The 23,879-nt window shown below is 71.1% G+C and carries 22 protein-coding genes; 2 read left to right on the forward strand and 20 right to left on the reverse strand.

The genetic code is table 11. The features are described from left to right. Positions 1-16 precede the first annotated feature (16 nt). Together F1721_RS25135 and F1721_RS25140 are read right to left on the reverse strand one after the other, a co-directional pair. Positions 17-916, reverse strand: a complete 900-nt coding sequence (locus tag F1721_RS25135; RefSeq protein ID WP_150069239.1) for a hypothetical protein — start codon at positions 914-916, stop codon at positions 17-19. A 50-nt stretch (positions 917-966) separates the two neighbouring features. Further along, entirely contained in the window at positions 967-1,638 is a 672-nt protein-coding gene (locus F1721_RS25140) for a helix-turn-helix domain-containing protein (protein WP_150069240.1), read from the reverse strand. Positions 1,639-1,838: 200 nt separating this feature from the next. Here F1721_RS25140 and F1721_RS25145 point away from each other — a divergent pair, with 200 nt between their 5' ends. Beyond that, complete coding sequence (locus F1721_RS25145; protein ID WP_150069241.1) at positions 1,839-2,564, forward strand: DedA family protein; 726 nt, start codon at positions 1,839-1,841, stop codon at positions 2,562-2,564. A gap of 157 nt (positions 2,565-2,721) precedes the next feature. On the opposite strand, the gene F1721_RS25150 is transcribed toward F1721_RS25145, so the two are convergent. The 13 genes from F1721_RS25150 to F1721_RS25210 all read right to left on the reverse strand — a co-directional run bounded on the left by F1721_RS25150 (position 2,722) and on the right by F1721_RS25210 (position 17,759). Further along, the gene (locus F1721_RS25150; RefSeq protein WP_150069242.1) at positions 2,722-5,274 is read right to left on the reverse strand and encodes an ATP-dependent Clp protease ATP-binding subunit; all 2,553 of its coding nucleotides are present in this window, start codon (positions 5,272-5,274) and stop codon (positions 2,722-2,724) included. A gap of 246 nt (positions 5,275-5,520) precedes the next feature. Then, positions 5,521-6,381 (reverse strand): ABC transporter ATP-binding protein, encoded by an 861-nt coding sequence (locus tag F1721_RS25155; protein WP_150069243.1) that lies wholly within the window; start codon positions 6,379-6,381, stop codon positions 5,521-5,523. A gap of 154 nt (positions 6,382-6,535) precedes the next feature. After that, positions 6,536-7,618: a FecCD family ABC transporter permease gene (locus F1721_RS25160; RefSeq protein WP_150069244.1), complete on the reverse strand. Its 1,083-nt coding sequence runs from the start codon at positions 7,616-7,618 to the stop codon at positions 6,536-6,538. Continuing rightward, the gene (locus tag F1721_RS25165; protein WP_150069245.1) at positions 7,615-8,685 is read right to left on the reverse strand and encodes a FecCD family ABC transporter permease; all 1,071 of its coding nucleotides are present in this window, start codon (positions 8,683-8,685) and stop codon (positions 7,615-7,617) included. Before F1721_RS25165 ends, F1721_RS25160 begins: the two co-directional genes overlap by 4 nt. A gap of 236 nt (positions 8,686-8,921) precedes the next feature. Next, entirely contained in the window at positions 8,922-9,278 is a 357-nt protein-coding gene (locus tag F1721_RS25170; RefSeq protein WP_150069246.1) for a histone-like nucleoid-structuring protein Lsr2, read from the reverse strand. Positions 9,279-9,463: 185 nt separating this feature from the next. Continuing rightward, positions 9,464-10,918 (reverse strand): lysine--tRNA ligase, encoded by a 1,455-nt coding sequence (gene lysS, locus F1721_RS25175; RefSeq protein ID WP_387512669.1) that lies wholly within the window; start codon positions 10,916-10,918, stop codon positions 9,464-9,466. A 142-nt stretch (positions 10,919-11,060) separates the two neighbouring features. Continuing rightward, positions 11,061-11,864, reverse strand: coding sequence for a type III pantothenate kinase (locus F1721_RS25180; protein ID WP_150069248.1), 804 nt, complete (start codon positions 11,862-11,864; stop codon positions 11,061-11,063). Between the two features lie 32 nt (positions 11,865-11,896). Continuing rightward, complete coding sequence (gene panD / locus F1721_RS25185) at positions 11,897-12,373, reverse strand: aspartate 1-decarboxylase (RefSeq protein WP_150069249.1); 477 nt, start codon at positions 12,371-12,373, stop codon at positions 11,897-11,899. A gap of 93 nt (positions 12,374-12,466) precedes the next feature. After that, positions 12,467-13,345 (reverse strand): pantoate--beta-alanine ligase, encoded by an 879-nt coding sequence (gene panC, locus F1721_RS25190; RefSeq protein WP_150069250.1) that lies wholly within the window; start codon positions 13,343-13,345, stop codon positions 12,467-12,469. 28 nt (positions 13,346-13,373) lie between these two features. Further along, positions 13,374-14,273 (reverse strand): Rossmann-like and DUF2520 domain-containing protein, encoded by a 900-nt coding sequence (locus F1721_RS25195; protein ID WP_150069251.1) that lies wholly within the window; start codon positions 14,271-14,273, stop codon positions 13,374-13,376. Positions 14,274-14,827: 554 nt separating this feature from the next. After that, positions 14,828-16,096: a PrsW family glutamic-type intramembrane protease gene (locus tag F1721_RS25200; RefSeq protein WP_246155288.1), complete on the reverse strand. Its 1,269-nt coding sequence runs from the start codon at positions 16,094-16,096 to the stop codon at positions 14,828-14,830. A gap of 50 nt (positions 16,097-16,146) precedes the next feature. Next, entirely contained in the window at positions 16,147-17,004 is an 858-nt protein-coding gene (locus F1721_RS25205) for a DUF6779 domain-containing protein (protein WP_246155289.1), read from the reverse strand. Between the two features lie 266 nt (positions 17,005-17,270). Next, on the reverse strand, positions 17,271-17,759 hold the full coding sequence (locus tag F1721_RS25210) for a DUF3180 domain-containing protein (RefSeq protein ID WP_150069254.1): 489 nt from the start codon (positions 17,757-17,759) through the stop codon (positions 17,271-17,273). A gap of 91 nt (positions 17,760-17,850) precedes the next feature. On the opposite strand from F1721_RS25210, the gene F1721_RS25215 reads away from it, so the two are divergent. Beyond that, on the forward strand, positions 17,851-18,798 hold the full coding sequence (locus tag F1721_RS25215; protein ID WP_150069329.1) for a MerR family transcriptional regulator: 948 nt from the start codon (positions 17,851-17,853) through the stop codon (positions 18,796-18,798). A gap of 110 nt (positions 18,799-18,908) precedes the next feature. Here the strand turns inward: F1721_RS25215 and folK are convergent, their stop codons facing one another. From folK to ftsH, 5 genes are all read right to left on the reverse strand, one after another. Beyond that, on the reverse strand, positions 18,909-19,403 hold the full coding sequence (gene folK / locus F1721_RS25220; RefSeq protein WP_150069255.1) for a 2-amino-4-hydroxy-6-hydroxymethyldihydropteridine diphosphokinase: 495 nt from the start codon (positions 19,401-19,403) through the stop codon (positions 18,909-18,911). Between the two features lie 15 nt (positions 19,404-19,418). Continuing rightward, on the reverse strand, positions 19,419-19,808 hold the full coding sequence (gene folB / locus F1721_RS25225; protein WP_150069256.1) for a dihydroneopterin aldolase: 390 nt from the start codon (positions 19,806-19,808) through the stop codon (positions 19,419-19,421). Then, positions 19,801-20,649 carry a dihydropteroate synthase gene (gene folP / locus F1721_RS25230; RefSeq protein ID WP_150069257.1) on the reverse strand — a complete coding sequence of 283 codons (849 nt, stop codon included), beginning with the start codon at positions 20,647-20,649 and terminating at the stop codon, positions 19,801-19,803. The genes folB and folP overlap by 8 nt, the downstream gene beginning before the upstream one ends. Next, entirely contained in the window at positions 20,649-21,221 is a 573-nt protein-coding gene (gene folE / locus F1721_RS25235; protein WP_150069330.1) for a GTP cyclohydrolase I FolE, read from the reverse strand. The genes folP and folE overlap by 1 nt, the downstream gene beginning before the upstream one ends. A gap of 111 nt (positions 21,222-21,332) precedes the next feature. Next, positions 21,333-23,678, reverse strand: a complete 2,346-nt coding sequence (gene ftsH, locus F1721_RS25240; RefSeq protein ID WP_150069258.1) for an ATP-dependent zinc metalloprotease FtsH — start codon at positions 23,676-23,678, stop codon at positions 21,333-21,335. Positions 23,679-23,879 lie beyond the last annotated feature (201 nt).

Raw genomic sequence — 23,879 nt, forward strand, 5'->3', positions numbered from 1 at the left:
GAACACTGTTACGCACTCACGACCCCCAGCGGCCGTTCCGGCGCAGCACCGAGACAGCGGCGACCGTGGCGTGGCCGCGCCACTCCAGGGACGCCGCGTCCGAGTAGCTGGTGAAGTCCACCGCCCAGCCGCCGTCCGGGAGCTGCCCGCGCTCCAGCCGGTCCAGGTCGGCGGAGACGGCTCCGGGGTCGAGCAGGACGCGGACCGGGCGGTCGGGTTCGGGCGCGTAGTCGAGGAGGTGGAGGGTTTCGCCCTCGGCTCCGCCGACGACGGCGACCGCGCCGTCGCGCGGGACGAACTGGCCGAGGTGGTCGAGCAGGTCGCGCGCCTCCGGGTGGGTGTCGGAGGCGGCGTCGACGAGCTGGAGGGCGAAGGAGAGGACGTAGGCGAAGGGGGCCTCCTCGATCCGGCGGATCGCGTCGAAGCAGTACCGCGTCGCCGTCTCCAGCCACGGGTGGTCGCGGACCGACCCGTCCCAGCGCGCGAGGCGGTGCGCCTGCGCCACCACGGCCGCGGTGATCTGCAGCGACGACTCCTCGGGGTTCGCCTGGACCCAGAACGGGGCGCAGGCCGCGGGGTCGCTGACCGGCAGCGCGAAGGGCAGGCCGCCGTCGGGGAGCGTCGCGGTGTTCAGCCAGTCGAGGAGCGCTGCGGTGTGCGGGGAGTTCGCGGCTTCGGCGTCCACGAGCGCTTCGAAGGCGTGCAGCGCGCCACCGGGCTGGCTCTCCGGCGCTCGGAGGTCCGGTTCCAGGCCCCACCCGTAGCCGCCGTCGGGATTCCGGTAGCCGTCGAGCGCGCTGACGACCGCCTGGCGAGCGGCCTCGCCACCGCTGGTCAGGGCCTCGAAGCGCCGCCGGTCGAGGATTCTCGCGTGCGAGGTCAGGAACGTCCTCGCACGGCCCAGGTCGATGCTCATACCAGCACCCTGGCATCCGCGAGCCCGGCCCGGCTTGGACGAATCGGCCACTACCCGATGAGCGCGGCGGGGGTCCGCCCCGCGAGCCGCTTGGCCTCGCGGGTGAAGTGGGCCTGGTCGACGTAGCCCGCGGTCGCGGCGGCCTCGGCCAGCGGCAACCCCGACCTCGCCAGGTGGAGCGCGCGCTGGAAGCGGTGGATCTGCGCGAGGGACTTCGGGCCGTAGCCGAAGACCCGGTTGCTGAGCCTGCGCAACGACCGTTCCGACAGGTCGTGGAGCTGCGCCGTCTCCCGCACGCTCAGCCCGTCGCGGGCCGCGCGGTCCAAGGAGGCCGCGAGGCGCAAGGCCGAGCGGTCGGGGTCGGCGCGGGTCCACAAGTCGATGAAGACCTGCTCGAGGGCATCGGCCGCGCCGACCTCGAACGACCGCGCGGGGAGAGCGACCAGCTCGGACAGCGCGACCCGCCGGTCGGTCAGCTCGTCGGCGGGGACGCCCAGCAGCGCGTGGGCCACGCCCGGGGCGAGCCGGAGACCCCAGGCCACCTCGCCCGGCACGCTCTCGAAGGACATGGCCCGGGTGTCGGCACCCGCGACGACCAGGTGGTTCTGGAACCACATCAGGTCCAGCACGCCGTCCGGGACGACGTGCTTGTGCCCGTCCGACAGCACGCGCCACAGCGTCGCCCCGGTCCTGGGGCCGCGTCGCGCCGCGTAGCTGGCCACGGTTCCACCTCCATCCGTTCGGCCGATCGTAGGCGTGATCCGACCCTCAAAGCAGGCGTAGCAGTGGCATAGATCACTGCCCGTGCGGCTGGAGTGCGCCGAACGGCTGGAATCATGGAACAAACGGACATTTATTCCGATCAACGTTCCGCTTGTGCCGCGACCGCCGCGGCGGAGCACCCCTACCCGGAGCCGCTCGAATGGATCTGACGACGTTAGCCGCCACCTCCGCCGAACCGACCGGCTTCACCGCCTGGGTGATCTCCGTGATGGAAGCGCTCGGCGGCCCCGGCGCCGGGGCCATCGTCGCCCTGGAGAACCTGTTCCCGCCGATCCCGTCCGAGGTGATCCTGCCGCTGGCCGGGTTCACCGCCAGCCAGGGCGGCATGACCGTCATCGGCGCGATCCTGTGGACCACGCTCGGCTCGCTGGTCGGCGCCCTCGCGCTCTACGGCATCGGCGCCACGCTGGGCCGCGACCGCACCCGCGCCATCGCGGCGAAGCTGCCGCTGGTCAAGATCGCCGACATCGACAAGACCGAGGCGTGGTTCGCCAAGCACGGCGTCAAGGCGGTGTTCTTCGGCCGCATGATCCCGCTGTTCCGCAGCTTCATCTCGCTGCCCGCCGGCGTCGAGCGCATGCGCGTGAGCACCTTCGCGCTGTTCACCACCCTCGGCAGCCTGATCTGGAACACGGTCTTCGTGCTCGCGGGCTACCTGCTGGGCGAGAGCTGGTACCTGGTCGAGCAGTACGCCGGGGTGTTCTCCAAGGCGGTGCTGGTCGTGGCGGTCCTCGCCGTGGTGGCCTTCGTGGTGGTCCGCATCCGCAACAACCGCAGCGACACCGAGCCCGACGACGTGCCCACGGTCCAGTTCGCCCGGGTCTCCGCGGAAGCCCCCACCGAGGAGTTCCGCCGCCTCCGCTGACACCGGACCCCTCCGCCGGGCCCCTGACCAGGGCTTGCAGTTTCAACTGAAACTGCGGCCACCGGGCCCCGGACCTTCCCGGCCGAGGACGACGACCGGACCCGGACATGCGGAAGGCCCCGCTCCCGGTGGGGGCGGGGCCTTCCGCTGCGGTGGGTCAGGCGGACTCGGGGTCCGTGCCCTCCTGCTTGTCGTCGGAGCTCGCCGAGACCGCGACCGGCGGGGTGTCCGGGACCAGCGAGGGCTTCGCCTCGCCGCGGAAGGTGAAGTGCGCCTTGTCGTCGGCGCCTTCGCCGTCCCAGCCCTCGACGTCCACGATCACGATCTGGCCCGGCTGGATCTCGCCGAACAGGATCTTCTCGGACAGCTTGTCCTCGATCTCCCGCTGGATCGTCCGGCGCAGCGGCCGCGCGCCCAGCACCGGGTCGAACCCGCGCTTGGCCAGCAGCTTCTTCGCCTTCTCGGTCAGCTCCAGGGCCATGTCCTTGCCCTTGAGCGCCTTCTCCACCCGGCCCGAGAGCAGGTCGACCATCTGGATGATCTCGGCCTCGGTGAGCTGGTGGAAGACGATCACGTCGTCGATGCGGTTGAGGAACTCCGGCCGGAAGTGCTTCTTCATCTCCTCGTGGACCTTGGACTTCATCCGCTCGTAGTTGGACTCAGCGCCCTGACCACTGGAGAAGCCCAGGCCGACGGCCTTGGAGATGTCCTGCGTGCCGAGGTTCGAGGTGAAGATCAGCACCGTGTTCTTGAAGTCCACCGTGCGGCCCTGACCGTCGGTGAGGCGGCCGTCCTCCAACACCTGCAGCAGCGTGTTGTAGATCTCCTGGTGGGCCTTCTCGATCTCGTCGAACAGGACCACGGAGAACGGCTTGCGGCGGACCTTCTCGGTGAGCTGGCCGCCCTCCTCGTAGCCGACGTACCCGGGCGGGGCGCCGAACAGCCGCGAGGCGGTGTAGCGGTCGTGGAACTCACCCATGTCGATCTGCACGAGCGCGTCGTCGTCGCCGAACAGGAACTCCGCCAGCGCCTTGGACAGCTCGGTCTTACCCACACCGGACGGACCGGCGAAGATGAACGAACCGGACGGGCGCTTCGGGTCCTTCAGGCCCGCACGCGTGCGGCGGATCGCCTGGGACACGGCCTTCACCGCGTCGTCCTGGCCGATGATCCGCTTGTGCAGCTCCTCCTCCATGCGGAGCAGGCGGGTGGTCTCCTCCTCGGTGAGCTTGAAGACCGGGATGCCGGTCCAGTTCGCCAGCACCTCGGCGATCTGCTCGTCGTCGACCTCGGCGACCACGTCCAGGTCACCGGCCTTCCACTGCTTCTCCCGCTCCTCCTTCTGGCCGAGGAGCTGCTTCTCCTCGTCCCGCAGGCGGGCGGCCCGCTCGAAGTCCTGCGCGTCGATCGCGGACTCCTTCTCGCGGCGGACGTCGGCGATCTTCTCGTCGAACTCGCGCAGGTCCGGCGGAGCGGTCATCCGGCGGATGCGCATCCGGGCCCCGGCCTCGTCGATCAGGTCGATCGCCTTGTCCGGCAGGAAGCGGTCGTTGATGTAGCGGTCGGCCAGGCTGGCCGCGGCCACCAGCGCGGAGTCGGTGATCGACACCCGGTGGTGCGCCTCGTAGCGGTCCCGCAGACCCTTCAGGATCTCGACGGTGTGCTCCAGCGACGGCTCGCCGACCTGGATCGGCTGGAACCGGCGCTCCAGGGCCGGGTCCTTCTCGACGTACTTGCGGTACTCCTCGAGCGTGGTGGCGCCGATGGTCTGCAGCTCACCGCGGGCCAGCATCGGCTTGAGGATGCTCGCCGCGTCGATCGCGCCCTCGGCGGCGCCCGCGCCGACCAGGGTGTGGATCTCGTCGATGAACAGGATGATGTCGCCGCGGGTCTTGATCTCCTTGAGCACCTTCTTCAGGCGCTCCTCGAAGTCACCGCGGTACCGGGAACCGGCGACCAGCGAGCCCAGGTCCAGGGTGTAGAGCTGCTTGTCCTTCAGGGTCTCGGGCACCTCGCCCTTGACGACCTTCTGGGCCAGGCCCTCCACCACGGCCGTCTTGCCGACGCCCGCCTCGCCGATGAGCACCGGGTTGTTCTTGGTGCGCCGCGAGAGGACCTGCATGATCCGCTCGATTTCCTTCTCCCGGCCGATCACCGGGTCGAGCTTGCCCTCGCGCGCGCTCTGCGTCAGGTTGCGGCCGAACTGGTCCAGCACCAGCGACGACGACGGGGTGCCCTCGCCGCGGCCACCGGCCTCCGCCGGCTCCTTGCCCTGGTAGCCGGAGAGCAGCTGCAGGACCTGCTGGCGCACCCGGTTCAGGTCCGCGCCCAGCTTGACCAGCACCTGCGCGGCCACGCCCTCGCCCTCGCGGATCAGCCCGAGCAGGATGTGCTCGGTGCCGATGTAGTTGTGGCCGAGCTGCAGCGCCTCGCGCAGCGACAGCTCCAGCACCTTCTTCGCCCGCGGGGTGAACGGGATGTGCCCGCTCGGGGCCTGCTGCCCCTGACCGATGATCTCCTCGACCTGTTGGCGCACGCCCTCAAGCGCGATACCCAACGACTCGAGCGCCTTGGCGGCGACACCCTCACCCTCGTGGATCAAGCCCAGGAGAATGTGCTCGGTGCCGATGTAGTTGTGGTTGAGCATCCGGGCCTCTTCCTGGGCCAGGACGACCACCCGCCTCGCGCGGTCGGTGAACCTCTCGAACATTCGCACTCCCTGACTGCTGCGCCGGCGGTCTCGTTGGCTGGACACGGCTCCTGCATCGCCGATGCCCACGACGGGTTCAGCACTCTTGAGGACCACTGTAGTAGCCCCACCCGGTCGCGGTCCGTGCCCGCTACGGCCTGCTGCCCACATTCTTGTCCGGCACCCTGACCAACGGCTCGCTGGCCTGCGGGATTCCGGATTTACACCGATCGGATGGCCCTGTCCGCTGAGCGCGAACACGGCCCGCTAGCTGGGCTGATCGGGTTTCCCCGCCCCGCGGCCGCCGATCGGCACCACCATCGGGGTACCCGCCACCGGATCAGCAATCACGCGCGCGTTGAGCCCGAAGACCTCGGCCAGCAGCGGCTCGGTGAGCACCTCGGACGGCTCGCCCTCCGCGACCACGGCGCCGTCCTTCATCGCCACCAGCCGGTCGGCGTAGCGGGCGGCCAGGTTGAGGTCGTGCAGCACCATCACCACGGTGCGGCCGCTCTCGTCGTGCAGCTGCCCGACCAGCTCCAGCACGTCCACCTGGTGGGACAGGTCGAGGTAGGTGGTCGGCTCGTCGAGCAGCAGCAGGTCGGTGCCCTGGGCCAGCGCCATGGACAGCCAGGCGCGCTGCCGCTGGCCGCCGGAGAGCTCGTCCAGGGTGCGGTCGGCGAGGTCGGAGATGCCGGTCATGCCCAGCGCCTCGGCGACCGCGGACTCGTCGTCGGAGGACCACTGCCGGTACCAGGACTGGTGCGGGTGCCGCCCGCGCGCGACCAGGTCGGCGACGGTCAGGCCCTCGGGCGCGACCGGCGACTGCGGCAGCACGCCGAGCACCTTCGCGACCTCCCTGGTCGGCATCTTGTGGATCTGCTTGCCGTCCAGCAGCACGCTGCCGCGCTGCGGGTGCAGCAGCCGCCCGAGGGCGCGCAGCAGGGTCGACTTGCCGCAGCCGTTCGGGCCGATCACCGCGGTGATCGTGCCGTCCACGACGTCGAAGTCCAAGCCGTCGGCGATGACCCGGTCGCCGTAGGCCAGCTTCAGGTCGCTGGCGTGCAGCCGCTGCCGGGGAGCACCGGCGGCGCCGGTCTTCTCGCTGGACGTGGCGGACGCGGTCATGCCCTGTCCCGCCTCTCCCCAGCCCGCCTCTCCGCGATTTTCAGTGGTGGTCGCGTTCGAGAGGGAACTCGCGTCTTGGGGGTTTCTCGTGGCTGGGTTGCGTCACGGTCCCCTGAGGTGCTGTTGGGCAGAGGTGGGGTTGGCATAAGGGGTGTCATGCGCGGACCTCTCGGTAGCGACGGACGAGCAGGTAGATCAGGTACGGCGCACCCAAGATGGCGGTGACGATGCCGACCGGCAGCTCCAGGTTGCCGAACGCGGTCCGCGAGATCACGTCCGCGCCGACCACCAGCGCGGCGCCGAACACCATCGAGGCCAGCAGCGGCGGGCGCGAGCTGCGCGCCAGGCGCAGCGCGATCTGCGGGGTGGCCAGCGCGACGAACTGGATCGGCCCGGCCGCCGCGGTGGCGATGGACGCCAGCACCACCGCGGCCAGCAGCAGCATCCCGCGGGACAGGTCCATGCGGACGCCCAGGCCGCGCACGGTGTCGTCGTCGAACTGCAGCGCGCCGAGCACGTGCGAGCCGATCAGGGTCAGCGGGACCAGCACGCACAGCGCGACGGCCGTCGGCACCACGTGCTCCCAGCCGCGCGCGTTGAGGCTGCCGGTCAGCCACACCAGGGCGCGGCCCGCCTCGTTGACGTCGCCGACGGTCAGCAGCCAGTAGGTGGCGTTGCCCGCCAGGGCGCTGACCCCGACGCCGACCAGCACAAGCCGGTAGGAGTCCACCCCGCGCCGGTAGGCCAGCCCGTAGACGGCCACCCCGGTGAGCAGGCCGCCCACCAGCGCGACGAGCGGCAGGCCGTAGTCGGCCAGCGCCCCGGCCAGGCTGCCCGCGGTGCCGCCGAGCACGATCACCGTGGTGGCCGCGGTGCCCGCGCCCCAGGTGATGCCGAGCATGTCCGGGCTGGCCAGCGGGTTGCGCGCGAGGGTCTGCATGAGCGCGCCGGACAGGCCGAGCGCGGCGCCGACCAGCAGCGCGGTCAGCGCTCTGGGCAGCCGCAGCTCCAGGACGATGATCTGCTGAGCCCGGTCGCCGCCGCCGACCAGCGTCTGCAGCACCTCCAGCGGGCTGATCTGGTACTCGCCGAGGCCGACGTCGAGCACGAAGACCGCCAGCAGCAGCACCAGCCCGCCGAGCAGCGCCAGCAGCGGCCGCCAGCGCAGCACCCCGGAGAACGGCCCGAGCCGCGTCGGTCGCCGCCCGGCGACCCCGCCTTCCAGCACCTGGGTCACAACCGCACCAACTTCCTGCGGCGCACGAGCGCGATGAAGAACGGGGCGCCGACCATCGCCAGCATCACCCCGACCTGGACTTCGGACGGGCGCGCCACGAGGCGCCCGAGCACGTCGGCCAGCAGCACCAGCGAGGCGCCGAGCAGCCCGGCGAAGGGCAGCAGCCAGCGGTAGTCGGCACCGGTGAAGTACCGGGCCACGTGCGGCACGATCAGCCCCACGAAGCCGATCGGCCCGCAGATCGCGACCGCGCTGCCGACCAGGATCGCGATCGCCGCGATCCCGGCCCGGCGCGACCACTCCACCCGGTGCCCCAGCGAGCGGGCGACGTCCTCGCCGAGCGACAGCGCGTTCAGCCCGCTGGCGTTGGTCAGCGCCAGCACGATGCCGACCAGCACGAACGGCAGCACCTGCGGGATCACCGAGGGGTCGGTGACCGCGATCGAGCCGACCTTCCAGAACCGGTAGGTGTCCATCGTCTGCTGGTCGGTGAGCACCAGCGCCGAGGTGATCGCCTGCAGCAGGAAGCTGATCGCGGTCCCCGCCAGCGCCAGGGTCACCGGGGTCGGCCCGCCGCGGCCGATCGAGCCGATGGCGAACACCGCCAGCGCGCCGAGCACCGCCCCGGCGAAGCCGAACCAGATGAACCCGATCAGCGTGGTGACGCCGAAGGTGTAGATGGCCAGGACCACGGCCAGCGCCGCGCCCTGGGTGATGCCGAGGATGCCGGGGTCGGCGATGGGGTTGCGGGTGTGGCCCTGCATCAGCGCCCCGGCCAGGCCGAGCCCGACCCCGGCGAGCACGCCGACGATGGTGCGCGGCACCCGCAGCTCGCGGATGATCAGGTCGTTCTCGGTGCCGGTCGGCGCGAACAGCCCGCTCCACACCTCGCCCAGCGGGATCGTCTTGGCCCCGACCACGACGCTGAGCACGCAGCTGGCCAGCAGCGCCACCAGCAGGACGGCGATGCCGACGAGTCGTCGGCGACGGCGTTCGCGCAGGCGGGTACCACCGGTCGCGGCCCGCTCGGCTGTGCGTGGACCGTCGACGGCCAGGCTGCCACTCACGTCCCACTCCCTCTGCCGGATCACCCGATCGTGCTTAGGTTAGGCCCACCTAAGCGCGTGGCCCAGAGCGGGGCGGGATGTCCACCGTCACACCTCGGCGCCGAACCCGCCCGAAAACGCGCCGCGGAACGATCACCACCGCTTTTCCCGATTTTCCGCCGAATGGCGTCGTCCGAACGCGACGAGGGGCGTTCGTCCGGCTCTTCGCCGTCCGAACGCCCCTCTGCAGTCCTCGTTCAGTTCGCCTGGTGGTACTGCTCCACGATGTCGGCCGGGATCCGACCGCGGTCCGACACCTTCAGGCCCCGCTTGCGCGCCCATTCCCGAATGGCCTGGTTCTGCTCGCGGTCCGCGCTCGTGGAACCGCCGCCGGAACGGGCACCGCCCGACCCCGGACGCGGCCCCGGCTTCTTCCGGCCGCCCGCCCGCCGCGCGTTGGAGACGTAGTTGGCCAGGGCGTCCCGCAACTCGCTCGCATTGTCCGCGGAAAGGTCGATCTGGTACGACACGCCGTCCAATCCGAACTCGACGGTTTCGTCGGCCTGGCCGCCGTCCAGATCGTCGACAAGGGTGACAGTGACCTTCTGCGCCATCTTCGAAGTCCTCCCCGGAAGAGCAAAATGTGCCAGAACGGGACAGCACGAACTGCTGGGAGCGGGAACTCCCCCGCGAGTACTCCAATAGCCGTCACCGATGCATTCTGAGCTCAGGTTAGCGCAGTAACTGCGATAATGCACTCACCTCTGCCCGAAAATTCACCGCGACGTCCCTGATCGGGTCATTCGGGGCGGACCAGCGGGAACAGGATCGTCTCCCGGATACCGAGACCGGTCAACGCCATCAACAACCGGTCGATACCCATTCCGACCCCGCCGCTGGGCGGCATTCCGTACTCGAGCGCGCGCAGAAAGTCCTCGTCGACCGGCATCGCCTCGTCGTCCCCGGCCGCCGCGAGCTTGGCCTGCTCCTCCAGCCGGGCGCGCTCCACCACCGGGTCGACCAGTTCCGAGTAACCGGTGGCCAGCTCGAACCCGCGGATGTACAGGTCCCACTTCTCGGCCAGGCCCGGCCGCTCCCGGTGCTGCCGGGTCAGCGGCGAGGTCTCCACCGGGAAGTCGCGCACGAACGTCGGAGCGGTCAAATGGTCGCCGACCAGGTGCTCCCACAGCTCCTCGACGAGCTTTCCGTGGCCGTGCGCCGGATCGGTCTGCAATCCCCGCGAGTCGGCGTGCTTGCGGAGCACCTCGACCGGAGTTTCCGGGGTGATCTCCGAATCCAGCGCTTCGGACAGCGAGTCGTACATCCGGATCGAGGTCCACTCGCCGGACAGGTCGTACTCGGTTCCGTCGTACCAGGTGACCACCTGCGAACCGGCGACCTTCTCCGCCGCCTCCTGGATCAGGGACCTGGTCAGCGCGGCCATGTCGTTGTAATCGGCGTACGCCTGGTAGAACTCCAACATGGCGAACTCCGGCGAGTGGGAAGAATCACTCCCCTCGTTGCGGAAGTTCCGGTTGATCTCGAAAACCCTCTCGATCCCGCCGACCACGCAACGCTTCAGGTACAACTCCGGCGCGATCCGCAGGAACAGATCGATGTCGAAGGCGTTCGAATGCGTCACGAACGGCCGCGCCGCAGCACCGCCCTGCAACGTCTGCAGCATCGGGGTTTCCACCTCGACGAAACCGCGCCGCTCGAACGATTCCCGCAACGAGCGCTGCACCGCGGCCCGAGTGCGCACGGTGTCCGCGGCCTGCTTTCGGACGATCAGGTCGACATAGCGCTGCCGGACCCGCATTTCCTCGCCGAGTTCCTTGTGCATGACCGGCAGCGGGCGCAGCGACTTGGCCGCCATTCGCCATTCGTCGGCCATCACGGACAGCTCGCCGCGGCGGGAGGTGATCACCTCGCCGCGCACGAAGACGTGGTCGCCGAGGTCGACCTCGCTCTTCCACATGGCCAGCGAGTCCTCGCCGACCTGCTTGAGGCTGAGCATCGCCTGGAGCTCGGTGCCGTCGCCCGCGCGCAGCGTGGCGAAGCACAGCTTGCCGGTGTTGCGCAGGAACATCACGCGGCCGGCGACGCCGACCTGCTCACCGGTGGCGGTGTCCGGCTCGAGCCCCTGGTGGGCGGCGCGGACCTCGGCGAGCTCGTGCGTGATGGGCAGGGTCACCGGGTACGGGTCGACTCCGGCCGCGAGCAGGCGTTCCCGCTTCTCCCGCCGGACCCGCATCTGCTCCGGCAGGTCGTCAACGCCGTCATCGCTGGTTGCCGGGGGAATGGAACGGTCCTCAGTCACGGGGACCAAGGGTACGGTTCCGCCCCTCGCGCCCTGCGAGCAGGCGTCCGTTCGAGCAGCGGTGGCCGTCCGCCGCTCAGGCGGTCTTGAAGTTGCGGTCGTAGACCAGGCGGAGGCCGAGGAGGGTGAGGTCGGGGACGTGGTGGGTGATCGTCGTCGACTCCGACACCACCAGGGGTGCCAGGCCGCCGGTGGCCAGGACCGTGGTGGGGCCGCCGTGGGTGGCCTCCAGCTCCGCCACGATGCGGCGGACCAGGCCGTCCACCTGCCCGGCGAAGCCGTAGAGGATGCCGGACTGCAGGCACTCCACGGTGTTCTTGCCGATCACCGAGCGGGGCCGGACCAGCTCCACCTTGCGCAGCTGCGCGGCGCGGGCGGCCAGCGCGTCCAGCGAGATCTCCACGCCGGGCGCGAACGCGCCGCCCAGGAACTCGCCCTTGGCCGAGATCACGTCGATGTTGGTGGAGGTGCCGAAGTCGACCACCACGCAGTTCGTGGCGTGCAGGTGGTGGGCGGCGAGGGTGTTGATCACCCGGTCCGCGCCGACCTCCTTCGGGTTGTCCACCAGCAGCGGGACCCCGGTGCGCACGCCCGGCTCGACCACCACGCGCGGCACGTCGTCCCAGTACCGGCCGAGCATGACGCGCAGTTCGCGCAGCAGGGCGGGCACCGTGGACAGCGCCGCGATGCCGGTGACCCGTTCGGCGTGGTCCCCGAGCAGACCGCGCATGGTCAGCGCCATCTCGTCGGCGGTCATCCGCGGCTCGGTGCGCATCCGCCAGTCGTGGACCAGCGTCGCGGCGAGGTCGGAGCTGTCCGATCCGGTGTCGTAGAGGCCCAGCGAGATGTTGGTGTTTCCGACGTCGATGGCCAGCAGCACGTGTCCGCCCCTTCCCGGGTTGTGCCGGTCGATCAGTGCTCGGGCTGCTGGAGGAGGGCGTCGAGCTTGGCCGCGTCGTCGGTCTCGGCCGGTGCGTCGACGACCACGCCAGCGCTGGTCAGCCCCGAGCCCTCCGGCGCGACGCCGGGCTGGTCGCCGGTCTCCAGGATCTTGTTGTCCGCGTCGACGAAGATCACCTTCGGCCGGATCGAGCGGGCCTCCAGCTCGTCCATCACGCCGTAGGCGATCAGGATGACGAGGTCACCGGGCTCGATCAGGTGCGCGGCGGCCCCGTTGATCCCGATCACGCCGGAGCCGCGCTCGCCGGTGATCACGTAGGTCTCCAGGCGGGCGCCGTTGGTGACGTCCACGATGGTCACCTGCTCGCCCTCGAGCAGGTCCGCGGCGTCCATCAGGTCGGCGTCCACCGTGACCGAGCCGACGTAGTGCAGGTCGGCCTGGGTCACCGTGGCGCGGTGGATCTTGGACTTCAACATGGTGCGGAACATCGCAGACCTCCTACTGCCGATACCGCAACTCTCGCCGACGTATCTTCGCGCGGTGCGCGGTGGCCCCCACCGGCACCCGCGCCGTCGGCCCGGTCAGGGCTGCTCCGGAACGCCGAGCAGCACCTTGGCGTTGTCGAGCAGCCGGGTGGTGCCGACGCGGGCCGCCACCAGCAGCCGCGCCTCGCCCCCGGCCGGGACCGGCCCGAGCTCCGGATCGCGCAGCTCCAGGTAGTCGACCTCCACCGACGGCTCGGTGGCCAGCACCTCGCCCGCGGCTTTGAGCACCGCGTCCGCGCCCGCCGGTCCGGCGTGCGCCCCGGCGGTCAGGGCCGCCGAGATCGCCAGCGCGGCGCGGCGCTGCTCGTCGCTGAGGTAGGCGTTGCGGGAGGACAGCGCCAGGCCGTCCGGTTCCCGCACGGTGGGGATGCCCTGGATGCGCGCGTCCAGGTTCAGCTCGCGCGCCATGCGCCGGATCAGCACCAGCTGCTGGTAGTCCTTCTCGCCGAAGAACGCCAGGTCCGGGCGCACGACGTTGAGCAGCTTCAGGACGACGGTGAGCACGCCGTCGAAGTGGCCCGGCCGGGCCGCGCCCTCCAGCTGCTCGCCGAGCGGTCCGGAGTGGACGGTCAGCTGCGGGTCGTCGCCGTACATCTGCTGGACCGACGGCGCGAAGACCAGCTCGACCCCGGCCTCCCGGCACAGCTGCAGGTCGGACTCGAAGCTGCGCGGGTAGCGGTCGAAGTCCTCGTTCGGCCCGAACTGCAGCGGGTTCACGAAGATCGACACGACCACCACCGCGTTGATGTCGCGGCGGGCCCGCTCGATCAGCTCCAGGTGGCCGCGGTGCAGCGCGCCCATGGTCGGCACGAGGTGGATCTTGCGCCCGGTGGCCCGCAGCGCGCGGGTGACCCGCGCCAGCTCGGCGGGCTCGCGGTGCACGGTCAGCGCACCGTGCTCGAAAGCTGCGCTCATCACGACTCCAGTGTTCCGCGCGCCGTGATCACGACGGCTCTTCGTCCAGTGCTTCGCGGACCTCGGCCGCGCCGTCCGCGCGCAGGATGCCCGCGCGCTCGGCCCGTTCGGCGGTCCGCCTGGCCAGTTCCCGGTAGCCCGGGACCACGCCCGGGTCCGCCTCGCGCAGGGCGGCGAGGTGCGCGCGGACGGTGCCCGCGTCGCCGCGCATCACCGGTCCGGTGATCGCGCGGTCGCCGAGGCGCAGCGCGTTGTCCAGCGACGCGGACAGGATCGGCGCCATGACGCGGTCGGCGTTGTCGACCCCGGCGCCGCGCAGCAGTTCCGCGCACTCGTTGACCAGGGTGATCAGGTGGTTCGCGCCGTGGGTGAGCGCCGCGTGGTACAGGCGGCGGGACTCCTCCGGCACCCGCACCGGCTCCATCCCCAGCTCCAGGGCCAGCGCCTCCGCCACGCTCCAGCCCGCCTCGTCCGCGGCGGACGCGGTGACGGCCATGCAGGCGTTGCCGAGCCGCTCGACGTCCTCGGCGCGACCGGTGAAGGTCATCGCCGGGTGCAGCGCCAGCGGGAGCACGCCGATCTCGGCCGCCGCGGCGAGCGCGGACACGCCGTGCGCCCCGGAGGTGTGCACCAGGATCTGCCCGGAGCGCAGGGATTCGGTGGCGACCAGGCCCCGGACCAGGCCGGTGATCGCGTCGTCCGGGACCGCCAGCAGCACGAGGTCGGCCTGCTTGGCGACCTCGTCCGGCGGCAGCACCGCGACCTCGGGGAGCAGTTCCTCCGCGCGGCGCAGCGACGCCTCGGACACCGCGGAAACCGCGACCACCTGGTGCCCCGCTCGCTGCAACGCCGCGCCCAGCACGGCGCCCACCCGGCCCGCGGAGATCACTCCAACGCGCAGCCGAGGGCCCGTGCGACCAGCAGACATCGCCACGTCGTCCTCCATACCGTTCCAGTCCCAACCACCGGGTACCGGACAGCAGCGCGAGAGTAGCCCGCCAACCGCCCGGTAACCCTCCCAGGTGGCGAGAACCACGCCGCGGCCACCCCGGGTCCACGCGATTTCAATGGAAATCGGAGGTCCGATTTCCATTGAAATCGCAGGAGTTCCGCACCGGACCCGACGTCCGCGCCCGGCCCGCGAGGTGCACAGTTTCAATTGAAACTGTGCACCCCCCACGCCGGACCACGGTTTCAATTGAGCCTTTTTCATCCTGTCCGTGGACCGCAGCTGCGAAGGGCGAACTGCACCGGTCGGCAGGTGTCGCATGCGCCGCCAGGCGCATAACCCACCCTCGCAACTCGCACCGCCGCGGGTTCACGGTGCCCACCCTTCTGGGGTTCCTTCCGGCGAGGACGGCCCTGACGCCGTGTATCGGGTCATACACAAGTCAGGGCACCCGGAGTCCAGGCGGGCGCTGAGGTTCCGCCACCCGCACCGCCACCCAGAACGAGGCTGGAAAAACCTCATCGATACTGCGGTCAGCCGCGGGGGCGCTGGGTCGGGGGCTTGGGCAGCGGGCGCTTCATGTTGTGCTGGGTCAGTTCGTTGAGCTTGATCCGGGCCGTTTGGATGGCCTGCTGGGTGCCCGCGGCCGAGCGCCGGGCCTGCTTGAGGTCCTCGATCAGCTTCTCGCGGCGGGCGCGGCGGGCCGCGCTGGTCGTGCGGCCCTCGGCCGCCCGGTGCTGCAGGAACGCCAGCTCGGTGACCGCGATCTGGTAGTCCCGGACCGCCTTGGCCGCCTCGTGGCCCGCGCTGCGGCGCACCTTGCGCAGCCAGCCCTTCCGACCGGCCAGGGTGGCCAGCATCTCCATCTCGCTGCGCACGATCAGCCCGGCCCGCTCCAGCACCGGCAGCTGCTGGATGACGATCTTCTGCTCGCGCTTGCGCTGCCACACCACCAGGCCGAAGGTGCCCATGAAGATCGGCACCATGATCAGGAAGTAGACGTTGAGGAACTCCGCGCCGCCCAGCAGCGTCGCCGCGTTCCACACCGCGTGCAGCAGGAACGCCGCCGCGAACCCGCTCAGCAGGTAGACCCAGCGCAGCCGCTTGTCGTCGGTGCGCGAGGCCAGACCGATGCCGATGCCGAACATCGAGCTGAACAGCGGGTGGGAGAACGGCGCCAGCACGCCGCGCATGATGAACACCGCGACCACGCCGCCCGCCGGGCCGCCGACGCCGCCGATCGCGAACGCCTTGCCGAAGTACAGGATGTTCTCGGTGAAGGCGAAGCCCGCCGCGGTCAGCGCCGCGTAGACGATGCCGTCCACCATCCCGTTGAACTCCGAGCGGCGCTTGAACCACAGCGCGACCACGAACAGCGCCTTCGCCGCCTCCTCCACCAGCGGCCCCATCACCGCGGTCAGGAAGAACTTCTGGTCGCCGGTGCCGAACAGTCCGTCGGCCAGCTGGATGACGGTGTCGTTGAGCAGCAGCGAGCAGGCGGTCGCCCCGCCCGCGCCCCACAGGAACGCGCCGAGCAGCAGCATCGGCGGCTCGGGCTCCCAGCGGTCGATCCAGATGATCGCGGCGAACACCACGCCGACCGGCAGCAGCGCGGCGAGCGCACCGACCAGCGCGGGCAGCAGACCGACCCGCGAGGTGGTGACCCCGGCCATCACCAGTCCGCAGATCCCGAGCACGATCAGGCCGGCGACCGGCCAACCGACGGCGTGGTGCTTTCGGGTCTGGAGCTTCCGCGCGCCGGAGAGGTCGGCGGCGGGCCCCCGGAGATCAGGACTCGACACGGACAAAACCCTAGAGAAGGGCATCCGGGGTCGCCCGGACAGTCACCTTCTCAGGCGCGTCGCCGCCGTCGGCGCTGCGTGTCGGAGGCGGCGCCGTAGGCCGCGAGCAGGTCGTTCACCGAGGTCCCCTCGGCGTGCGCCCCGGCCGGGTCCGGCGCGGGGGCGGGAGTCTGCTCCACCGGCGCCTTCGGGGGTTCCGGCGCGCGCTTCGGCGGTTCGTGGTGCTGCACCTTCTCCGGGCGGCGGACCGGCGCCGGGCGGGGCGGGTGCGCCTGCGCCGCCTGCGGTTTGAGGCGCGGGCGGGGCTTCGGGCGGTGCTCCTCGCGCGGCTGCTCGCCGGACAACCTGCTGATCAGCTCGGTGTTCTGGGTCGCGGCGGCGGGCAGCTCCCGGCCCGGCGGCGGCTGGACGAGCTGACCTTCGATCTTGTTGCCGTTCTCGCCCAGCGAGCGGACCCGGGTGGACTCGGCGCGCAGCGCGACCCGCTCGAACAGCACGTCGCCGCCGAGCACCTGCTCCAGGCTGGTCCGCAGCCGCTGCAGCTCCGCCTGCAGCGCCTTCAGCTCGCCGTCGGACTCCTCGGCGGCCTTCCGGCGCGCCTCGACCTCCGCCTCCAGCTCGAACTCGCGGCGGGCCGCGATCTCCCGCTCCAGCTCCAGCTCGTAGATCCGCTGCCGGTCCTCGGCGAGCTTCTCGTCCTGCGCGACCCGGTGGCGCAGCCGGGCGACCGCGAACGCCCCGACCAGCGCCGACCACAGGGCCGCGACCAGACCCAACCGCAGCAGGCGGGCGTCGTCGCTGATCACCAGCACGGCGGTGGCCGCGGCGGCGAGCACGAGCGCGCCGACCCACAGAGCGGTCGAGCCGCCTGCGCGGGATTCGGTCTCGGTACTGCCGCGGTCGGACATGCCCACCACGGTACCGGGCGGTTATCAGTTCGAGACCTGAAGGCGAGCAACGCGACTCCACTTTGGTCGTTGTGGAGCACCTCGCGGGCGTCCGAACGGCCGATGCCGTGACTACGATCACCCGCTCGGCGGCGGAAACGTTCTGGGCCGCTCCGCCCGGATGCCGCTTCAGCCGTCCCCGGCCCGTGAGCACTTTGTGGGGCTATGGCACCAGAAAGTGCTCACGGGAACATCGCGGACGGAGCGATCACGACCGCCGAGGTCGCTCACTCCTCGTCGTCGTAGGGCTCTTCCGGCTCGTCGGGGTTGCGCAGGCAGTTCTCCAACCACAAGCCCGCCGCGATCAGCGCCCCCGCGCTCACCAGACCGATCACCGCCGCGACGATGTCGGACTGCGCCGCCTCCACGGTCCGGACCAGCGGCACCAGGTAGGCGCCGAGGCCGATCCACGCCCCGGCCATGATCGCGCCCGCCATCGAGGACGCCTTGGCCAGCGCCACCGCGCGCGCCGCCGTCAGGCCGTCGACCGGCTCGGTGCCCGGCTTGCGCTGGACCCGCGGTCGCATGACCAGCGCCAGCACCAGGTCGACCAGCGCGATCAGCAGCAGCGTCGCCCCGGCCAGGACCGGCAGCCGCGGCAGGTCCCCGTAGGCGAGCCGGGTCAGCAGGTAGACCACGACCGCCGCCGCCACGCCACCGATGATCAGCTGGTGCGGTTTGGTGAACGAGAGGTGCTCTGCTTGTCGCGGTGCCACGGCTCCAGGATCGCACCTGATCCGACCGCGGGACGGGCCGGGCGAAAATCGTCTTGAGTCTCCCCCGACAGGAGGGCCGAAGGTGGTCGACGTGAACGACACCGCCCGCTACACGATCGGTGAACTGGCCCGTCGCACCGGATTGAGCGTGAAGACGATCCGGTTCTACTCCGACACCGGCGTGGTGCCGGCCACCGACCGGACCGCGTCCGGTTACCGCCTGTACGACGTGACCGCCGTCAGCCGCCTGGAACTGGTGCGCACGCTGCGCGAACTGGGGGCCGGGCTGGACGAGGTCAAGCAGGTGCTGGCCCGCGAGACCACGCTGGCGCAGCTGGCCAGCGCCCACCTCGGGCTGCTGGAGGAGCAGATGCGGGTGCTGCGGATCAGGCGGGCCGTGCTGCGGGCGGTCGTGAAGCTCGACCGAACGACCGAGGAGGCGAAGATCATGCAGGAACTGGCCAAGATGCCCGACGAGGAGCGCAACCGGCTCATCGACGAGTTCTGGGACGAGGTCAGCGCGGACGCCGAGGAGCTGAACGTGACCCCGGGCTTCACCGAGTGGATGCGCTCGGCGAAGCCGAACCTGCCCGACGACCCGAGCACCGAGCAGCTGGAGGCCTGGATCGAGCTGGCCGAACTGGTGCAGGACCAGGACTTCCGGCGCGCGGTGCGGGCGCTCTACCAGGAGCACTCCGACCGCCGCGACGCCGGAGAGCCGATGGTCGAGCAGGAGCAGGCGCCCAAGTGGTGGGCCATCACCGACGAGGCCAAGGCCGCCGTCGAGTCGGGCGCGGCCCCGGACAGCGCCGAGGGCAGGGCTTTGGCCGACCGGTTGATCGCGCTGGCCACCGGCGACTGGGGCAAGCCGGACACCCCGGAGTTCCGCCGCGAGATGGCCGACTCCTACGAGGGGCACGACCCCCGGATGTCCCGGTACTGGGAGCTGCTGGCGATCATCAACGACTGGCCGCGGCACCCGGTGACCGACGAGGCGACCCGCTGGCTCGCCGCCGCCCTCCGCGCCTCCGCCGAGTGATCGGGGCGGCCGGTGCCCCGGGGTACCGGCCGCCTCGACCGGGCATCAGCAGTCCACGGTGGACAGCGGAGGACTTCCCGCGACGACAGGGAATCCACTGTGGATGATCGTCAGGTCAGGCTGAGGTCCGAGCGGAGGTGGACGTCGGCGATCTCGTCGGCGGGCAGGGCCGCCAGGAGCTCGGCCACCCGACCGCGACCGGGCAGCACGGCGTCCGGGGCGACGGCCAGCCAGGGGATCAGCACCGTCGCCCGGCTCGGGGTGCCCGGGTGCGGGAGCAGCAGTTCCGGGTCCTCGCTGCGGACGTCGTCCACGCTGACCACGTCGACGTCCAGGGTGCGCGGCCCCCAGCGCTGCTCGCGCCGCCGCTCCGCCTCCTGCTCCAGCCGCTGGCCGCGCCGCAGCCAGCCCCACTCGTCCAGCTCCGGGGATTCGACGATGAGCACCGCGTTGAGGAAGTCGGGCTGGTCGGTGACGCCCCACGGCGCGGTCTCGTACACCGGGGAGGCCGCGACCAGCACGTCGGAGAACCCCTCGACGGCGAGCCGGAGGTAGCCGAGCCGATCCCCGAGGTTCGACCCCAGCGAAAGCACCGCCCTGCTCATCCCACCCTCCCCCGGTCAGGCCGGGACGGCTTGGCCGCGGCCGCCCCGGCGGGAGCGGCGGATGGTCACCGCCACGTCCGCGAAGGTCAGCGGGATCGGCGCGCTCGGCTTGTGGATGGTGACCTCCGCGGCGTGCACCCGCTCGTCGGTCATCACGTCGTCGGCGATCTCGCCCGCCACCGCCTCGATCAGGTCCTTCGGCGGCCCGGCCACGATCGCCGCCGCGCGCTCGGCCAGCTCCCCGTAGTGCAGCGTCTTCGCCAGATCGTCGCTGGTCGCGGCCTCGCCGAGGTCGATCCAGACGGTGATGTCGACGAAGAAGTCCTGCCCGTCGCGCTTCTCGTGGTCGAAGACGCCGTGGTTGCCGCGCACCTTCAGCCCGGTCAACGTGATCCGGTCAGCCACCGAACTCCCCTCCGCTGCGCCACGCGGCGGTCACCGCGACGGCGTCCAACGATTGCCGCACGTCGTGCACCCGGACGCCCCAGGCACCGCGGTCGGCGGCCAGCGCCGACACCACGGCGGTCGCCGTCTCGCGCCCGGAAGGCGGGCGCGGGGTGCCCTCGGCGTCGGCCAGCAGCCGCCCCAGGAACCGCTTGCGCGAGGCCCCGACCAGCACCGGGAAGCCGAGCTCGACGAAGACCTCCAGCCGCTGCAGCAGCTGCCAGTCGTGGCGACCGGTCTTCGCGAAGCCCAGCCCCGGGTCCAGCACGACGGCTTCCTCCGCCACCCCGGCCCGCAACGCCACGTCGACCTGCCGCAGCAGCTCGTCGCGGACCTCGGCGACCACGTCGGAGTAGTTCGCCAGGCTGTTCATGTCCTTGCTGTGGCCGCGCCAGTGCATCAGCACCCACGGCAGCCCGGTGTCCGCGGCCACGTGCGCCATGTCCGGGTCGGCCAACCCGCCGGACACGTCGTTGATCACCGCCGCCCCGGCCTCCGCGGTGGCCGCGGCGACCTTGGCCCGGGTGGTGTCGACGCTGACCGGCACGCCCGCCGCGACCAGCTCGCGGACCACCGGCAGCACCCGGTCGATCTCGGTGGCCGGGTCGACGCGCTCCGAGCCCGGCCGGGTGGACTCCCCGCCGACGTCGATGATGTCGGCGCCCATCCGGTGCATCTCCACGCCGTGCGCGATGGCCGCGTCGCGGTCCAGGTAGCGCCCGCCGTCGGAGAACGAGTCCGGCGTCACGTTCAGCACGCCCATCACCGCGCAGCGCGGCGGGTTCGGCAACCGCGGGTGCATCAGCGTCCCCTGATCAGCGACAGCGCCTCGGAGCGCGAGGACGCCGAGCTGCGGAACTGGCCGCGCACCGCGGACGTCGTGGTGGTGGAGCCGGCCTTGCGCACCCCGCGCATGCCCATGCACAGGTGCTCGGCGTCGATCACCACGATCACCCCGCGCGGCTCCAACCGGCGGACCAGCGCGTCGGCGATCTGCGAGGTCAACCGCTCCTGCACCTGCGGCCGCTTGGCGTACAGGTCGACCAGCCGGGCCAGCTTGGACAGCCCGGTCACCCGCCCCTGCTCGTTCGGGATGTACCCCACGTGCGCGTACCCGTGGAACGGCAGCAGGTGGTGCTCGCAGCTGGAGTACACCGGGATGTCGCGAACCAGGACGAGTTCCTCGTGGGCCTCGTCGAAGGTCTTGTCCAGGACCTCGTCCGGGTTGGTGTAGAGCCCCGCGAACAGCTCGCGGTAGGCGCGGGCGACGCGGGCGGGCGTGTCGCGCAGGCCCTCCCGGTCCGGGTCCTCACCGGTCGCGAGCAGCAGCTCCCGAACAGCGGCCTCCGCGCGGGCCTGGTCGAACTGGGGCATGTGGAAAGAGCCGTCGGGACGGGAGTCGCCCCCCGTCCCGATCGGCTCGTCGACCGAACTGGTCAATTCTTCGTTCCTCCACTGGCTGAGTCGCCTCGCGGCGAGCCAGTATCAGCGGCTCTGGTTGCCGCTGCCGTTGTCCTGGGCCGAGTCCGAGCCCTCCGGCCGCGGAGCCTCCTGCGGCTGCTGCTCGCCGTGCTCCGGCGCCGCCGGGTGCTCGGCCTGCTGCGGCCCGCGCTCCCAGGACGGCGTCCAGTTGTACTGGCCGCCGGAGTAGTTGGACGAGCCCGACGGCGTGGTCGCCGGGGTCCAGCCGGGCGGGGCGCCGTAGTTCGGCGGCACCGCCTGCGGCGCCTGGCCGTACTGGCCGGGCTGCTGCTGCGGGGGCTGCGGCTGCTGGATCTGCACCGTGCCCTGGTTCGCCCCGGCACCGGCCGGGGTCGGCTCCTGCGGCTGGCCGTAGTTGGACGGGACGCCGTTGCCCGCCGGGGTCGGGGCCGGGGTCGGCTCCTCCTTGACCGGGGGCCACGGCTCGCCGCGCTCCTTGGCCAGCTCACCGGGCGTCTTGACCGGCGGCTTGTCCGACGGGGTGCGACCGCCGAAGTCGTTGAACGCGGTGATCCGGGGCCGCTTCTCCACGCGGGCGAAGATCCGCTCCAGGTCCTTGCGGTTCAGCGTCTCCTTCTCGATCAGCTCCAGCACGAGGTCGTCGAGCACGTCGCGGTAGGTGTTGAGCACCTCCCACGCCTCGGTGTGCGCGGCCTCGATGAGGCGCCGCACCTCCTCGTCGATCTCGTGCGCGACCTCCAGCGAGTAGTTCGGCTGCTGGCCGGCGGTGCGCCCGAGGAACGGGTCGCCCTCCTCCTTGCCGTACTTCACCGCGCCCAGGCGGGCGGTCATGCCGTACTCGGTGACCATCGCGCGGGCGATCTTGGTGGCCTGCTCGATGTCGCTGGAGGCACCGGTGGTCGGCTCGTGGAAGACCAGCTCCTCGGCGGAGCGGCCGCCCAGCGCGAACACCAGCCGGGCGATCATCTCCGAGCGGGTCATCATGTCCTTGTCGTCCTCGGGGACGACGAGCGCGTGCCCGCCGGTGCGACCGCGCGGCAGGATCGTCAGCTTGTAGACCGGCTCCAGGTCGGGCATCGCCCACGCGGCGAGCGCGTGGCCGCCCTCGTGGTAGGCGGTGATCTTCTTGTCCCGCTCGGAGACGATCTTGCTCTTGCGGCGCGGACCGCCGACCACCCGGTCGACCGCCTCCTCCATCGCCGCGGCGGTGATCAGCTGGCCGTTCTCCCGCGCGGTGAGCAGCGCGGCCTCGTTGACCACGTTCTCCAGGTCGGCACCGGAGAAGCCGACGGTGCGCTTGGCCAGGCTCTCCATGTCGACGTCCTGGGCCAGCGGCTTGCCCTTGGAGTGCACGCCGAGGATCGCGCGGCGACCGCGCAGGTCCGGCGCGGACACCGGGATCTGCCGGTCGAAGCGGCCCGGGCGCAGCAGCGCCGGGTCCAGGATGTCCGGGCGGTTGGTGGCGGCGATCAGGATGATGCCGCCGCGCGAGTCGAAGCCGTCCATCTCGACCAGCAGCTGGTTGAGGGTCTGCTCCCGCTCGTCGTGGCCACCGCCGAGGCCGGCGCCCCGCTGGCGGCCGACCGCGTCGATCTCGTCGACGAAGATGATGCACGGCGCGTTCTGCTTGGCCTGCTCGAACAGATCGCGCACGCGGGAGGCGCCGACGCCGACGAACATCTCCACGAAGTCGGAGCCGGAGATCGAGTAGAACGGCACCCCGGCCTCACCGGCGACCGCGCGCGCGAGCAGCGTCTTACCGGTGCCGGGCGGGCCGTAGAGCAGGACGCCCTTCGGGATCTTCGCGCCGAGTGCCTGGTAGCGGCCGGGGTTCTGCAGGAAGTCCTTGATCTCGTGCAGTTCCTCGACGGCTTCGTCGGCACCCGCGACGTCGGAGAACAACGTCTTGGGCATGTCCTTGGTCAGCTGCTTGGCCTTGGACTTGCCGAAGTTCAGGACGCGGTTGCCGCCGCCCTGGACGTTGTTCATCATCCACATCAGCAGCAGCACGAGCAGGCCGATGGGCACCAGGTAGAACAGCATCTGCACCCAGAACGAGTCCTGGGAGACCTTGGTGTTCCACGTGGGCACGTGCGCGTTGCGGATCTCGTTGACCACCTGGTCGGTGGCCCCCGCCGGGTACTGCGCGATCAGCTGGTTGCTGCCATCGAAGTTCTGGCCGTCATTAAGGGTCAGCCGGACCCGCTGCTCCTTGTCCTCGATGGTCGCTTCCCTGACCTTGCCCTGAGCGATCTGCTCGAGCGCCTGCGACGTGGAGACCTCGCGGTAGGCGCGGGTCTCGTCGAAGAGCACGTTGAACGACAAGATCAACAGAAATGCGATGAGGATCCACAGCAGCGGGTTGCGGAGCAGGCGCTTTCGGTCCATTCACTTGCGGCCGACGGGCGGCCTCGACCCTCCCTGACTGTCACTTCGGGCGACGGCTGCTCGGCAGACACAGTTCATCGTCGCCGTCAACCCCTTCAGACCAGCGTACCGGCCGATGTGCGGGCCCGACCACGCCGCGCCCGACACAGGTAGAACAGCGTATCCGGTCGACCCGGGGCCGTGGGCCAAGAGGGTCGAACC

The organism is Saccharopolyspora hirsuta (genome assembly GCF_008630535.1).
GTDB classification, from domain to species: domain Bacteria; phylum Actinomycetota; class Actinomycetes; order Mycobacteriales; family Pseudonocardiaceae; genus Saccharopolyspora; species Saccharopolyspora hirsuta.